This window comes from Paenibacillus sp. FSL H7-0357 (genome assembly GCF_000758525.1).
Lineage (GTDB): Bacteria > Bacillota > Bacilli > Paenibacillales > Paenibacillaceae > Paenibacillus_AQ.
Window position 1 is genome coordinate 6,208,018 of the sequence record NZ_CP009241.1, and the last position, 14,233, is coordinate 6,222,250.

Sequence of the window (14,233 nt, forward strand, 5' to 3'; positions counted from 1 at the left end):
TCATTTATCCACGTTTTTGCTATTAATCAATAAAACCGAGCTGGATGGAGATCTCGTGTAGAGAATACAACTATTCCACGGATTCCAGCAAGATTCGGCATCAAAAATATGCGGAGAGTCATTGCCTGGCTGTCTTTTTAACACTTATTGACCTATGATCTGATCGGTCTTTCCTTGCAGTTCCACTAGCTTCATAATCACCGAAGCAGCCGCTGCTTTCGTTACCGTCTGCTGTGGATTAAACTTACCGTTGTCATCTTTTAAGAGTCCCAATTTTACAACAAGTGCTACAGCTCCCTTATTGTTTATAGCTGAGCTATCACTGAACTGGCTTACAGTCACGTCTTTATCAAGATAAGCTGTGAGTTTGTTGTATTTCAAAAAATTAGCCAGCAGAACAGCAAGCTGTTCCCGGGTTAATTTACCCTCTACTTGCAGGACTTCATCCTTGCTGATCCACTTACGATCAGCTGAATAATTTACAGCATCATAATATGGATTCTCAGGCTTCACGCCTGCCACTGGTTTTCGCTCATTATTACTATAAAAATTGCTGAAATTCGGATTAGAAGCTTTGGCAAGATAGGTTAACCAATCACCTACAGTTATTTCTTGATCCGGGTTCACTTTACCGTCAGCATCCGGAGTAATGACATGGCGGCTTACTAATTCTGATAATTCTTGCTCTGCTGCGTGGCCTTTAATATCCGTTGCAGATAGTTGAATATCTTGCTGTCCGAGGTATTCATAGACCGCACCCCACTTTCCAGTGGTCGCATCTAGAACTTGATAGAAACCATTAGATTCATCGATGACTGTATCATATACCAGCTTCACCTTTGGTGTGACATAGGTATTATAAGTATTGTATCCACCAACCTGAGTATACTTCAGCTTTGTTTGATATTTAAGTTTATAACTTTCGAGCGCTTCCTTCTTGGAAATTGTAGCTTCAGGCTCTAATGTGATTTCATCGATACCGTTTATCCGATTCCCCATGTAAGAAACCAGTCTGCCGTAAAGATCCAAGCTTAACGTAATGGTACTGTCACTCACAGGAATCCCTTGATGATATCTAATAAACTGGTATCTGTATCCTGATCCGTCTGAAGTCTTACTCAAATTATCTCCGTATTCTACAAGCTTTAGCTTCTGGCTCGCCTGAGGGTATAGACTATTAATTAAACTAAGCGCTTTCACCTTGGCTTCAGCCTCACTAAGCTTCTTCCCTCCAGCTGGAGCTGGTTCTTCTTTCTTAGTTCCTTGAATACCATAGGCTTGAATCTGGTACTGCAATATTTCACCAGTCTTTGCATCTATCTCTGCAGAGGATTGTTCTGGATAGCCAGCACCAATGAACCCTTCATTTCCACTACCACCACCCCAGTATAACTGCCAGATCTTCCGATTCGTATCCTGAAAGTCATTTCTCAAGGTTTGCGAGATCAATTTTCGATCTGCTGGAATATAAGCAAGCTTTTCCACAAGCTGTGCCGCTTCTTTTGCAGAAAGCTCTGTATTAGAACTTCTTGCCTGAAAAACATCCTTACTCTTCACCACTTCTGAATACGCAACTTTATTGGATACCCATTCTTTACCTTCATAATCTATCCGCTTGCCCGTCAATGCATCGATAGGATATAGAGTCTGTTCAATTGGACGCCAGCTTAGAATCCAGTTGTTAGGCTTTCCGTTCTTATAAATAGGAGTGTAAAAAAGACCCACATCAAATTGTTCCGCAAATTGCTTTTGTGCTTGTTCCAAGGTAATCTTCGGCACTGCAGACGGATACTCAAGCCCTTGCGAAGACTTAGAGAATTGCGTTACATTTCCGTTGCCATCTACAATTATGTTAATACTATCCGATCCAGAAGGAATACCATTCTTCAAGATACTGAAGTTATATCCATATTGAACAGGGCCGAATAATGTGTTTGTGTAATAATTATAGCCTGCATTCTCTTCTAATTTCAGATCACTGCTCTTAACGGCTGAGGCTGCTTTAACCACAAAAGCTTTTGCGATCTCCAATGCTTGAGTCTTCGATATCTTCGGCGGATAATAGGATTCATTTTTCTCCTGCGAGAATGAGAGGTAGGTATTGATTATATCCCCATTATTGGCGTCTACCTCACTGCTGAAGCCATGCCCGATATTCCCTTCTTGAATCTGCCATTGAATATTCCAGATCATTTGATTAGTTGAAGCCGGATAGCTTTGGCTAGATCCCAGTTGAACATTGTTTACGGTTGCATCTTTTAGGGCTGGAAATAGCTCTCTTAACTTTGCAATGGCTTGCTCCTGTGTAAATTTAGCCTTTGTTGCATCGGCTTCAGAAGCCGTAGTCGAAGTAGGAGTCGCTGATTGCGTACTACCCTGCGTTACCACAGTCTCGCTACTATCAGATATGGTCTCGGCTGCAGCCAAGTCTGGGGGTAACAACAATGCGAGTGCCACTGAAGCGATTAATACCGTTTTAGCTGTTTGATGAACAAAAAGAGCACTATTGCTTTTCAAAAGAATTCATCCTCCTCTAACACGTGATTCATTATTATACCAGATATTCCCTTTCATTTTCCATAATTATTTAACGACAGGAAATTACGACATTTATGTGATGCAAGCTAAAAAAAGCTCCCCTTTGCCTAAACTCGACTAAGGAAAGCTATAGTTATATCTCAAATTAAGTTTAATTCCGCCACTTCATAAACTTATAATCCAGTACATCCACCAACAGGAAGAGCACAAATCCGACCAGGCTGAACAGCATAATGCCCGCGTACATCTCCGGATAATCCAGCCGCAGCCAGGCATCCATAATGAAAAAGCCCATGCCATGCTCCGTCCCGTAAATCTCAGTGAAGAACAGCACGGAAATCGCAGTCCCTAGTGAAATCCGGATCGTGCTGAGTATAACCGACAATGCGCCCGGCAGCGTCACATTCCAGAACTTCTGCCCCGCACTTGCACCGATGCTGGTTAGCACATCGTAGGTGCTGTCAGGAATCGCCTTGACTCCGTCGCGCACGGAGATGATGACCTGAAAGAGCAGAATCAGCATAATCATCAGCACTTTGGAGGTTTCGCCAAGACCGAAGAACAGCATCACCACAGGCAGCAAAGCAATCTTGGGAATGGGATAGGTCAGGTACACGACCGGATCAAGCAGCCTGTTCCAGACCGGTGAGCGGCCCATCAGCAGGCCGATCAGCAGACCAATCACCAGCGCCAGTGCAACACCTTCAAAGATCCGCAGCAGACTATAGCCGACATTCAGCAGAACCTCCCTGGCCCCCAAATGAAACATCGCGTTATACACGGAGCCGGGGCTGGGCAGGATGGAATGATTCATCAGCAGATAGGCGATATACCAGATGATATTCATACACAGGAATACTAACAACAAACGCAATACGTGATGAAGCCGCTGTTTTTTCACCATTTCTCCTGCATTACCTTTCTGATTTGCTTGGTCTGCTCGAAAAACTCATTACTGTCCCGCTTGTCCTCATGCTTCATGCCGAACACTGCGGTATTGTCGAGAATTTCCGGGGTGTGCTGTTTGACCGATGGCATGACGATAATTTTCTGGCCCAGCAGAATCGCTTCTTCCACATCATGGGTCACAAACAGTGTCGTAGCCGGGTGAGCCAGCCAATTGTCCAGGAAAATCTGCTGCAGCGCTTCGCGCGTAATGACATCGAGCGCTGAAAAAGGCTCGTCCAGCAGCAGGATCGTCGGCAGAATGGCAAATGCCCGGGCAATCGCTACCCTCTGCTGCTGGCCGCCGCTCAGCGAAAGCGGATAACGGTCACTCAACTCGGAAATCCCCATCGATGTCAGCCATTGATGAATCTGCGTTTCCCGTTCTTGCTTGCTGCCGCCCGCAGGCCTGGTAATCTTCATCGCAATTCGAATGTTGTCATGAACGGTCTTCCAGGGCAGCAGACCGTAGTTCTGCGGAACAAGGCCAATCAGTGTTTCTTTGTCATGCACGGATTTCCCGTTGAACAGCAGCTCGCCCTGATAACCCGGCAGCAAACCGGCAATCGCCCGCAGCAGTGTAGATTTACCGCTGCCCGAGGGGCCGATTATCGTATAAATGCCATGCTGCGGCAAGTCCAGATTGACTTGTCCCAGAGCCAGTTGTCCGTTTTTATATTCAACTTGAAGCTCTTTAATGCGGAGTCCGCTACTTCTTAAACTGGACATCGGAGATCACTTCTTCAGCCGATATATCTTTGGTCAGCAGGCCTTTTTCCCGTGCCCAGGCAAATGCCGCCTCAACTTCCTTCACATCCACCTGATAGGCAGGCAGGTACTCAGGGACTTTAATTTCATCCTTCAGTGTATCTGGATAGCCTACTTCTTTGATAATAAGATCAATATATTCCGATTGGTCGTGGGATTTCATATATTCCACTGCCTCATCATAGGCCGTGTACATATCACGGATGGCTTGTCCCTTGGCTTCGATCGCACTTTGCGGAAACGCCAGCACGAACGGATTCACGCCTGCCGATACCGTAGAGCTGAGTACGCGCAGTCCGGAGGTTTTGCCCATGGTGACGAATGGCTCAGGCAGAACAGCCGCATCGGCTTTTTTATTCTTGAGCAGCTCCAGCCGCGTCGGAATTTGCGGAACCTCGGTTACTGTAATATCCTCTTCCTTCAGACCTGCCTGTTTCAGCATCATAGCTACGGTATATTGGGTAGAGGTATTCTTGGATAGAATGACCGTTTTGCCCTTCAGATCCTTCACTTCCTGGATCTCGTCATTCCCGGTCAGCAGATCAAACTCACCTGTTGTTGTACTGGTAATCTTCACGTCCAGACCGGCCTCGTTGTAGATGGAAATCGCCACCAGATCAGCGCTCAACCCGTCCACCTTGCCGGCTTGGAAGGCCACATCACGGTCCTTGGCACTCTTAAAGGTCTGGATATCCAAATTGACGTTATGTTTCTTGTCGAAACCTTGCTCGTGGGCAATGATGAAAGGAATGGCATCAATTGAAGGCAGCAGACCAAGCGACACCGTAACCGCTTCAGCCGGTGTATTCGTGTTCGCCTTTGCTTCCCCTGCAGCGGCTCCTGTATTTTTCGACACAGTATTATTGCTTGAAGTTCCGCAGCCAGCGGCAACCATACTGACCGCAGCGACCAGCATAAACAGCATCATTACTTGTTTCCAGTTTTTTCTTTCCATGAATCTCGTAGCCTCCATCTCTTTTTCTAGTACTCTTGCCATGCGCATTAATTCACATATAGGCATGCAAAAACCGTCATGCTCCCCCATGAAGCATTAAGTAATTGCAATTTTACACCCATTGTCCTATTTTGTATATTTATAAATTGAAATAAATCGTAAACAAGCTCTCCTATGAATATTTCCCGTAGTCTTTAATAGTGACTTTCGTCTGGCACTCCACCTCAATTTCAGGATATACCTCTCGCCAATTCAGAGCCTTCCACTCCTTGTAGGACAAGCTGTTTCTGACATGCACACCGATTCCGAAACTGTCTACGTTATACTGCTGCATTTGCTGCACCATTTTCTGGGCTCTGGCTGTAATATATTCTGAGATCTGCTTCTCCAATTCATTTCTGTCCTTTTCCTCATTCAGCTTCTGCTTACCGGTATATTCAAGCACCGAACCCTGGATGGAGGCAGAGAGATCAATTTTAAAACGTCCATCCTCCAGATGGTGCACTTTGATCTTACGCTTGTTTAACAAGGAGCTGAACATGACAACGACCTTTTTGCCGTCCTCTTGCCCTAAATTGATTGCGATTTCGCCTTGTCTCAGATCATCACGGAATAGGCCGAAGATAATCCCGTCCTCAGCCGAAATTTTCGTAACATAACGGTCCTCCTGAAACAAAGCAATCCCGTCAATGAGTACCTTGTTCCCGGCATCCTTCACTATGGGAGTAACGGGATCAATACCGTCATCGTTGTAATCCCTGGAAAACTCATAAAAAGTCGTTGCCGGGATGCTGTTGCCGGCAGCCTCTTTCTCCAGCATATGGGTTATATAACGTCCGGTATCTGTATGCGGCTTGAAATTTTTGGTCAATAGCTCTCCGGCATCACCTTCAACAACAGTTATTCTGACGCCGAGCGCGATGGAAGGATCGCGCAGCAGGGTGTCGATATAATCCTCCACACCTGCTTTTGCCAGCTTCGCTCCGAACAAGGAATCTCTTAGCTGTCCGCTGACTACCTTCAGGTCGGTCTGCCTGGAGAAATCCAGCCGGGCTTCCTTGATGCTGTCCACTTCCGCACTCAGCAGTTCCCGGCGGATGGTGGAGTTAGGATCAATTACCGGAACGCAGGAAGTCACCTTTAACTTGTTATTTTCCAACAGATCATAGCTCGATGTCTGCACCATGCCCAGCTTTTCGAGAATCCGTTCATCGCTTTTACAGCCGGTTAACAGCAGCAAAACAGCCATTGAAATGAACAGCTTATTATTCATGAGAGCTCCTCGCTTTCCCCTGAATTAACAGCACTATAAGTAATAGGATCGGAAACCCAAAGGCAATTCCGACTGCCGCATAACCCAGATTGGTGATCCAGACGTTAACCTGATCCAAAGTCTTCGGGATAAAAGAGATAGCGTAGGAAACAGCCATCATTACAAATACCAGTACCGTTGTCTTTAACTTGGGTACGATTCTCTTTACAGCCTCCTCTGCTGCCCACCAGTACATCACGACAGTCATCAGAATTAAAAAGAGAAAAAAGCCGTAGAGCAAATTTTCCAGCCGCTCAATGAATGGAAGCTGGATATAGGCCAGCAAATCAAGCACGGGATACAGCAGTCTTTTCAACTGGCCCAGGCTGAAGAAGCCGAAACAAATAAGAGCGAGACAGAGGTAGCTCAGGGATAACATGGCGTTGCCGACATAGATGGCGGCCATCGACTTTTTCGTTTTTTCCACGTAAGGAAACAGCAGAATGGACAGCTCATAACCCAAAAATGCGGCATACACTTCTATTCCCCCTTTAACCTGGTCATGTCCACCCTGGAGAATGAACGGAGTGAATCTCTCCCAGCGGAAGGCTGGAAAAAACCACAGCAGCAGCAGGAACATCCATGTCATCATCCAGAAAAAAAGCGTTGCTGTTTTGGATATCGAATAAATCCCTTTGATAAGTATTAGAAAAAGAAGGATGTCCATAGCAAACTTGAAGATCATCGGATTCGTAGTCGGGAAAGAGAGCATCTGAAATAAAAGCACATATTTTTTCCCGATCATGCAGCCGAAGATCAACCAGACAGACGCTAAGCCTATGTAAAAAGGATAGAGTATCCACTTAGGAATAGACTGTTCCATGATTTCAAAGACGGAGCGTCCCTTGCCCAGCCGAAAGACCAGAGAAATCAAAAAAATATTAAATGACGACACCAGGAAACAGGGAATCAGAACCAGCCAGCCGTTCGTACCAAAATAGTCGGCCAGACTACGCGGTAACGTAAACATCACGATCCCGGCCTGTGTCATATACACGAGAACTGAAATATGAAAGGGGCGAAGTTTGTCCATCATAGCCTGCCATTCCTACTTTCTGTTTTTTTGCCTCACCGGATTGGACGTTTGTGCCTGTGAGGGCCGGGTTCTTAACATAGAGAATGGCGCGCGGATAAATACATCCTTCCAGTCACCGGATTTCATAGGTGCTATAGGAATCATATAGGATGAGCCCAGGCTGGTCAGGCTGGATAGGTGAATCACAATTAGAGCGATCCCCATCACAAGTCCCATATTCCCCCATATTCCGGCAAGAATGATAATCCCAAAGCGGATCAGACGGATGGAGGCACTCATCATATAGCTGGGAATGACAAAAGAGGCGATAGCGGATGAAGCAACAGCAATAATAAGCACATTACTGGTCAGTCCGGCCTGCACTGCCGCTTGTCCGATAACAATACCGCCTACGATCCCGATCGTTTGTCCGATCTTGGTAGGAAGACGCGCACCCGCCTCCCTCAGCAGTTCAATCATGATCTCCATAAGCAGCGCCTCATATACAGGTGGAAAGGGCACCTTATTGCGCGATTCCGCCAGCGTTCTCAGCAGCGCTTCGGGAATCATCTCGTAATGAAAGGTGGTTACGGATACATACATGGATGTAAAAGTGATCGTAATGACCAGAGCCAGTAATCTCAATAGCCGCAGAGCCGTCCCCAAAGTCCAGCGTTGGTAGTAATCATCCGGGGAGGAGAAAAATTCAAAAAAAGCGGCCGGAGCACTGATGACTGTCGGGCTGTTGTCAATAATCGTGATGATCCGCCCGGCAGCCAGCTTGGATACAGCAACATCCGGCCTTTCCGTGGTCTAAAATTGGGGGAACACCGAATTCGGCCTATCTTCGATGAATTGGGTCAACGTGCCCCCGTCATTAATTGCATCTGTTTCTATTCCTTGAATCCGCCGCTCCAGGTCCTCAACAAAGGCCAGATTGGCAATATCCTGAATGTAAAGAACATACACACTTGTTTTGGAAATTTCTCCGATAGAATACTTCCTGATTTTTAAATGTGAGCTTTTTATTCTGCTGCGTATTAAGGAGAGGTTTGTTAATGCTGACTCCACAAAAGCATCGTGGGGACCCGCGATAATGGTTTCCGTCTCCGATTGCTGAACATTGCGGGCCTCCGGTTTATAAGCATTCAATAAATAAATGCTGTCCCGGTGAGAGACAGCGACACAGCCCTCCAGGATGCCGATAACCGCCGCTTTGCTATCAGTCACTTGAAGGAATTGCGACTGCGTGAACAGTTGTTCGGCTTCTTGAAGCTGAATGCGGGAAAACGGCTCCAGAATTTCTTTGATGAACAGGGTATTGTCCACAATAGCTGGAAAGTACACAATATCCGTCTGGATCTCCGGAAAGGTCCGGTGAATCAAATCGGCACATTGATCAAATTCTTTAAGAATATGTCCGAGCGTAAGAGTATTCTGCGGGCTTGAATCCATAATATTAACCACGCCTTCACCATAATATTTAAGGTAGTATCCCCAAAATTTTCATTGCTATTTATGAATGCGCAGGAAACGGATGCTCTGAATCGAAGGTGTCTCCTGCACAGAGACATTACTCTTTCAGGAAGATACAAAACCTTTTAAATATCTATTTCCAGCTATAAATTTTGTCTTTTTCCCGTGGACACCTCTTTTAAAATCAGATCAGTCATGCTATAATGTAAGCGTAACCAAAGCAATAAAAATCTATTGATTTCATCGCTCAAGGAGGATGAAGGAAATGCTTGAAGGACTAAAGGAAATTAAGAATTGGGTATCCGGTATTTGGCAGCCATGGACCGTTTCAGGAGAGGAAGATTACCGGAACATGGAATACACCGTGCAGCGGCATCTGCACACGCCGCAAACTCCGAGCCCGCTTACTTATGAACAAGAGTCACGCATTAAGACCATCAAATATCACTAGCCACATCAGCTTTCAGATACAGCTTGACTAACCTGCTTATGAAATAAGGCCGCCATATCCGGGACTTAAGCTTCCGGAGCTGACGGCCTTTTATTTACGTTTCCAATTATAACTTCCAATCCTCATCATCATCATGCCGTAGATCGATCTGCTCCCCGGTCGGGTTCACAAGGTAAACCGTATCAGGGGCCTTGTCGAGGCTCCTGCCACTGACCAGCACATGGTAATTCTCTTCCACCGCATATTTACGGATGTATAATCCCGAACCCACATCTTCGAAAGGATAGCCCTCAAAGTCTGTCCACGCCAGATCTTCACCTTGCTGTGCCAACGAGCGCACCTTGTCCATGGATAATACGGTATCTTCCCCACTGCCCTGCTTGCTGTCACAGGCCGTAAATGTACTCAATATAACGAGTAACATCAAAGTTATTATGCCATGCTTATTTGTCATCCCCCGTAACCCCGCTTTCGTTGTGAACCGTGAAATGAGGTCGAACAAAGCTCCAGCGTATCCATATCCACAATAAAACCGTATTTTTTCAGGATGTCTAGACCAAGTAAGCCTTTATGTGATTTCGGTCCATCGTACTCAATCCTCATACCTTGCGTCTCACTCTTATTAAAGGGTCTTTTCGCAAATGAATGATACAATCCTTATTGGAGGTATGATAAACAATACTGCCAGTCTCAGCACTAAAAAACTCTCTGTTGGCATCCTTCTCGGCTATCACCCTTACAGGCGCAACATCCGTTATATTTTAATTTTACCATATGAGGCTTGGGTAATCAGCTATAGCTATTCTCGTTTCTTTCCAACTGCGCCAAGATAAATAACAAATTCTTCATCACCGTCTAATTCTAAAATCTCATCAATCAGCTTTTGATCATAAATTCCAATTGCGCAAGCACCTGCACCGATAGATTCACTGGATAAATAAAGGTTTTGGCATACATGTCCAACATCGATGAGGATTTTTTTGTGAGCTGAAATATCATACTTCCATTCGGAGCGATATGGTGTTGTACTCCATGCAAACAGGACAGAAGCCTTTTTTGCAAAGTTAGGGACAAATGGCTGATCTAAAGTTATAGCATCAATCTTCTGTTCAAGTTCATCTAATTCAAACATAAATAATAGCTTATGTTCGACAGGAAGGTATCTGTAGATTCCTTGTTGAATGCCTTCTACCCGCATAATAATTAAATAGGTTTCAAATGTGTGTGTCGCCCCACTGCAGGGTACAGTTCGCAGCGTAAGTCCGTTCTTATTAATACCAGTAATCCCTTGAGTAGCCCATAATAAATAGGATAACTCGTCCAGACTTAAAGTTTCCGCAGAATAAAACCTTGTACTTCTTCTTTGATTTATACAATCAAAAATGTTTTCATTACACACAACGTCTTTGCTGACCTTTGGCAGATCAATAATTAGTGATTTCGAATGGACGGGCTTAACAATGGGTGGTTGTGCAAGTCCTTTGATCTTATCTGTTTTTATATGTTTAAATTCATCAAAATTAGATTTTAGAAAGCGCCTTTGTGGTTCGTATCTTGTCATAACAGATCCTCCTGAATTACCTTAATAGCTTTAATTTATCATCTCATAAAAATTAGTTTGTGATCTAACTCACTATTCAGTTGTTTTGGTGAGTAAACAAAAAACCTCCCCTCACCCCAAAGGGTAAAAGAAGGCTTAAACGCATTCATCACTGCGAAAGCACGGCAGCTATATTTTCAGCTCCCCAAGCTTGATCAGCTCGACAACCGCTTGCGAACGGCCTTTTACGTTTAGTTTTTGCATGACGTTTGAGATGTGGTTTGAAGTACACCAACTAAAATCAATTCAAATGCATCACGTCTCAAAGTAATCCAAATAAAACCGTTTAATCTGATGTCCCAGTTCATCTTCTACAAGTGATTTTACAAATTTTCTTCTTAGAATCTCCTTATTACTCGAGTTACTAAGTATCTTCTTAATTTCATCTTCACTGAGGTATGGGAACCAATCCAAATTAAATTTCTGATAATCAAAATTATCCTCTTGTATCACTAAATCATAAAAACCATCAATTCCAATAAAGTTAGCGAAAGGCTCTTTATTATTTATTTTGTTATGCCGTAAAAGTTCAACCAAGACTTCTAACTCGCTTCTTAATGGATCAGGATAACTCTTCGCCGAACTGTTTTCAACTTTATTTTTTGTTTGTTGTACTTTTAAAAATAGTTCTTCTTCAAAATCATCAGTTGAAAGTAAAACACCACCATCACAGGCTGCACCATATATTTTAACATCAAAATTCCTTAAGCATCTATGCTATACTAAAAATATGATAAACCAAGCGAGGTGAAGCCGATGAAATGGGGAGAAATTACGGAATTGCACCCAGGTCGCTTTGTACTGGTGGAAGCAATCAAGGCAAGCTCCAGCAACCGTGTGCGTCAATTAGAGGATATGGCGGTCATTCAAGACTACGATAATCCCGAGGAGGCATGGAGCGGTTATAAAGAGCTTCACAAGCTACATCCGACTCGTGAGCTGTATGTATTTCATACGAGCAGAAGCGATGTCGAGGTTGTCGAGGAATTTTTCTCAGGAGTACGGCAACGGATATGAAGTTACAATTACAATATGGCTTGCCTATCGTTTCCTTGACTTTAGCTCAATATGACAATTCAATTGTTCTGCATAATGTTCTATTTGATACAGGCTGTGCGGCAACTGTTTTTGATTCCGATGCATTAGCTGCAATAGGTATCCACATTGATTTTATAAATGGGCGAGCCAAGCGGATGTATGGGGTAGGAGGAACGAGCGAAATTTGCTATGAGCAGCAGATTCCTGACTTTTGCATTGAACATATTACTTTGACGGATTTCCCCATTCAGCTTGGTTCAATTCAAGAGCCTTATGGCTTTGACGGAATTGTTGGCATTGATTTTATGATGAGAGCCAAATGCAAGGTGGATTTTGAAACCATGACTATTAAGTTTGAGAATTAGACCGGGCAACGCTTACCCTCAAGGGACAGCAATCGCTTGGTCTATTTGTATTTTATTCACATTCCACTTATATCTGAAACAAAAAACCTCCCCTCACCCCAAAGGGTAAAAGAAGGCTTAAACGCATTCATCACTGCGAAAGCACGGCAGCTATATTTTCAGCTCCCCAAGCTTGATCAGCTCGACAACCGCTTGCGAACGGCCTTTTACGTTTAGTTTTTGCATGACGTTTGAGATGTGGTTGCGGACGGTTTTTTCGCTGATGAATAACAATCCGGCAATATCCCGTGTTGTTTTGTCCTGCACGAGAAGCTCGAATACTTCGCGCTCACGATGCGTCAACAGAAATTTGCTATGATGTTCGTTCCCTTTCAATGGTGTCACCCCTCCTTGCTCGGGTTTGTTTGGTATAACAAGGTAAAGGGATACAGTCAAATCATACTATGTATGGGGCATGTTAATGGTGCTGCTGCTGCTCTAAAATGGGCAGTAGCGGAGAAAGGGATCAAGGACAAGGCGTCCCATACTTTTTTATATCGAAAAAACCGCCTCTAGGCGGCAAAATAACAGGCATCACCGGTCCGTCACGCCCTTTCGGTAACGCCGGTTTATCCGGTAAGCTGTTGCAACCCCAGTGTAATTTATGAAATGGATTCCATAGCAAGCGTTTTTATTCGGGAGGTTTCCCAGGGGAGATGTGATAAAATAAAATCATTATACCCCTGACTCAGGAGGCTGCTGCGCCGATGGCCAATATAAAAGAAATCGCCCGCATCGCCGGTGTTTCTGTAACAACCGTGTCGCGAGTGCTTAATAATCATCCTTATGTCAGCAAAGACAAAAGAGCCGCTGTGCTTGATACCATAGAACAGTTAAACTACACGCGGAATATGAATGCCGTGCATCTGATTACCGGCCGTACCGGTGCCGTTGCGGTGATCCTGCCGTTTATCAACTTCTTTTATTTCTCCATTGTCATGGACGGTCTTGCTCATGAGGCACTGCTCGCGCAGTACCGGCTGATTCTCTGCCAGACCAATTATTCACCCGAGGAAGAGCTTAAGGTGCTTGAAATGCTGCGCAATAAAGAAATTGACGGCGTCGTTATCGTATCCACAGCACTTCAGCCCGAAGTCATTGAGGAATACACCGCCTACGGTCCGATTGTAACCTGCCAGAACAGCGGGGAACGCCGTTTCTCCTCTGTGTATATTGAGCATTACGCTGCTTTCCGTCACGGCCTGCAGTATTTGATTGGCAAAGGATACCGTAAAATCGGCTACTGCGAAGGCAGACAGAATGGCAGCAGCTCCTCCATCCGCCAATCCGCATTCCGTGAGTTTCTTGCCGAGAACAAGCTGCCGTTTCAGGAAGCGTGGATGATCTACGACTGTATGACCGAAGAACACGGGGCGGCCGCAGCGCGCTCGCTGCTTGAGATGCGGGAGCGGCCTGATGCGGTTATCGTTTCCGGCGACCATGTTGCAGCCGGACTGATAATCGAGTCACGCAAGCATGGGCTGCGCATTCCTGAAGATCTGGCAGTCATGGGCTTTGACAATCAGCCGATCGGACGGCTGCTGGAGATCACTACAATTGATAATCAGCTATACGAGATGGGGGCCTCCGCCTTCCGGATTATCCATGAACAGATCCGCGGGGACAGTACACTCCCGGTGTACCGCAAGCTGGCATACCGGATTATTGAGCGCTCTACGGTTTAAAGGAAGCCTTTCTGAATTGCCTATACCAGCAGCTCATATACGATTA

14 protein-coding genes and 2 pseudogenes are annotated in these 14,233 nt (G+C 45.1%); 4 read left to right on the forward strand and 12 right to left on the reverse strand.

Going from position 1 to position 14,233, the window contains the following annotated elements:
* Positions 1 to 144 precede the first annotated feature (144 nt).
* From H70357_RS27425 to H70357_RS27455, 7 genes and pseudogenes are all read right to left on the reverse strand, one after another.
* Positions 145 to 2,517: a YcdB/YcdC domain-containing protein gene (locus tag H70357_RS27425; RefSeq protein WP_038595948.1), complete on the reverse strand. Its 2,373-nt coding sequence runs from the start codon at positions 2,515 to 2,517 to the stop codon at positions 145 to 147.
* Positions 2,518 to 2,689: 172 nt separating this feature from the next.
* On the reverse strand, positions 2,690 to 3,442 hold the full coding sequence (locus H70357_RS27430) for an ABC transporter permease (protein ID WP_038595950.1): 753 nt from the start codon (positions 3,440 to 3,442) through the stop codon (positions 2,690 to 2,692).
* Positions 3,436 to 4,212 (reverse strand): ABC transporter ATP-binding protein, encoded by a 777-nt coding sequence (locus H70357_RS27435; RefSeq protein WP_038595953.1) that lies wholly within the window; start codon positions 4,210 to 4,212, stop codon positions 3,436 to 3,438. The genes H70357_RS27430 and H70357_RS27435 overlap by 7 nt, the downstream gene beginning before the upstream one ends.
* On the reverse strand, positions 4,193 to 5,206 hold the full coding sequence (locus H70357_RS27440) for an ABC transporter substrate-binding protein (RefSeq protein WP_038595955.1): 1,014 nt from the start codon (positions 5,204 to 5,206) through the stop codon (positions 4,193 to 4,195). The genes H70357_RS27435 and H70357_RS27440 overlap by 20 nt, the downstream gene beginning before the upstream one ends.
* A 172-nt stretch (positions 5,207 to 5,378) precedes the next feature.
* Positions 5,379 to 6,479: a Ger(x)C family spore germination protein gene (locus H70357_RS27445; RefSeq protein ID WP_038595958.1), complete on the reverse strand. Its 1,101-nt coding sequence runs from the start codon at positions 6,477 to 6,479 to the stop codon at positions 5,379 to 5,381.
* Positions 6,472 to 7,554 (reverse strand): GerAB/ArcD/ProY family transporter, encoded by a 1,083-nt coding sequence (locus tag H70357_RS27450; RefSeq protein WP_038595960.1) that lies wholly within the window; start codon positions 7,552 to 7,554, stop codon positions 6,472 to 6,474. Before H70357_RS27450 ends, H70357_RS27445 begins: the two co-directional genes overlap by 8 nt.
* 12 nt (positions 7,555 to 7,566) lie before the next feature.
* A pseudogene (locus H70357_RS27455) lies at positions 7,567 to 8,988 on the reverse strand (spore germination protein).
* A 286-nt stretch (positions 8,989 to 9,274) separates the two neighbouring features.
* On the opposite strand from H70357_RS27455, the gene H70357_RS27460 reads away from it, so the two are divergent.
* Entirely contained in the window at positions 9,275 to 9,460 is a 186-nt protein-coding gene (locus H70357_RS27460; protein ID WP_038595962.1) for a hypothetical protein, read from the forward strand.
* A 106-nt stretch (positions 9,461 to 9,566) separates the two neighbouring features.
* Here the strand turns inward: H70357_RS27460 and H70357_RS27465 are convergent, their stop codons facing one another.
* From H70357_RS27465 to H70357_RS27475, 4 genes and pseudogenes are all read right to left on the reverse strand, one after another.
* On the reverse strand, positions 9,567 to 9,869 hold the full coding sequence (locus H70357_RS27465; protein WP_156130954.1) for a hypothetical protein: 303 nt from the start codon (positions 9,867 to 9,869) through the stop codon (positions 9,567 to 9,569).
* A 390-nt stretch (positions 9,870 to 10,259) separates the two neighbouring features.
* A complete protein-coding gene (locus H70357_RS27470) occupies positions 10,260 to 11,021 on the reverse strand; it encodes a SagB/ThcOx family dehydrogenase (RefSeq protein ID WP_038595967.1) in 762 nt (253 codons plus the stop codon).
* Positions 11,022 to 11,189: 168 nt separating this feature from the next.
* Positions 11,190 to 11,282, reverse strand: a pseudogene (locus tag H70357_RS35490) (LuxR C-terminal-related transcriptional regulator); the annotation flags it as partial.
* Between the two features lie 33 nt (positions 11,283 to 11,315).
* Positions 11,316 to 11,597, reverse strand: coding sequence for a hypothetical protein (locus H70357_RS27475; RefSeq protein ID WP_038595969.1), 282 nt, complete (start codon positions 11,595 to 11,597; stop codon positions 11,316 to 11,318).
* A gap of 243 nt (positions 11,598 to 11,840) precedes the next feature.
* On the opposite strand from H70357_RS27475, the gene H70357_RS27480 reads away from it, so the two are divergent.
* Both H70357_RS27480 and H70357_RS27485 read left to right on the forward strand, forming a co-directional pair.
* Positions 11,841 to 12,077 (forward strand): hypothetical protein, encoded by a 237-nt coding sequence (locus H70357_RS27480; protein WP_231578326.1) that lies wholly within the window; start codon positions 11,841 to 11,843, stop codon positions 12,075 to 12,077.
* On the forward strand, positions 12,074 to 12,463 hold the full coding sequence (locus H70357_RS27485) for a pepsin/retropepsin-like aspartic protease family protein (protein WP_038595975.1): 390 nt from the start codon (positions 12,074 to 12,076) through the stop codon (positions 12,461 to 12,463). Before H70357_RS27480 ends, H70357_RS27485 begins: the two co-directional genes overlap by 4 nt.
* Positions 12,464 to 12,613: 150 nt before the next feature.
* Here H70357_RS27485 and H70357_RS27490 read toward each other — a convergent pair whose 3' ends face one another.
* Positions 12,614 to 12,838 (reverse strand): helix-turn-helix domain-containing protein, encoded by a 225-nt coding sequence (locus tag H70357_RS27490; protein WP_019908812.1) that lies wholly within the window; start codon positions 12,836 to 12,838, stop codon positions 12,614 to 12,616.
* A gap of 371 nt (positions 12,839 to 13,209) precedes the next feature.
* On the opposite strand from H70357_RS27490, the gene H70357_RS27495 reads away from it, so the two are divergent.
* On the forward strand, positions 13,210 to 14,187 hold the full coding sequence (locus H70357_RS27495; protein ID WP_038595977.1) for a LacI family DNA-binding transcriptional regulator: 978 nt from the start codon (positions 13,210 to 13,212) through the stop codon (positions 14,185 to 14,187).
* The last annotated feature ends 46 nt before the right edge of the window (positions 14,188 to 14,233 follow it).

Excerpts from the sequence above, each read along its gene's own strand:
- H70357_RS27430 (WP_038595950.1), bottom strand. The coding sequence starts at position 3,442 with ATGGTGAAAAAACAGCGGCTTCATCACGTATTGCGTTTGTTGTTAGTA.
- H70357_RS27495 (WP_038595977.1), top strand. The coding sequence starts at position 13,210 with ATGGCCAATATAAAAGAAATCGCCCGCATCGCCGGTGTTTCTGTAACA.
- H70357_RS27440 (WP_038595955.1), bottom strand. The coding sequence starts at position 5,206 with ATGGAAAGAAAAAACTGGAAACAAGTAATGATGCTGTTTATGCTGGTC.
- H70357_RS27445 (WP_038595958.1), bottom strand. The coding sequence starts at position 6,479 with ATGAATAATAAGCTGTTCATTTCAATGGCTGTTTTGCTGCTGTTAACC.
- H70357_RS27485 (WP_038595975.1), top strand. The coding sequence starts at position 12,074 with ATGAAGTTACAATTACAATATGGCTTGCCTATCGTTTCCTTGACTTTA.
- H70357_RS27450 (WP_038595960.1), bottom strand. The coding sequence starts at position 7,554 with ATGATGGACAAACTTCGCCCCTTTCATATTTCAGTTCTCGTGTATATG.
- H70357_RS27435 (WP_038595953.1), bottom strand. The coding sequence starts at position 4,212 with ATGTCCAGTTTAAGAAGTAGCGGACTCCGCATTAAAGAGCTTCAAGTT.
- H70357_RS27460 (WP_038595962.1), top strand. The coding sequence starts at position 9,275 with ATGCTTGAAGGACTAAAGGAAATTAAGAATTGGGTATCCGGTATTTGG.
- H70357_RS27470 (WP_038595967.1), bottom strand. The coding sequence starts at position 11,021 with ATGACAAGATACGAACCACAAAGGCGCTTTCTAAAATCTAATTTTGAT.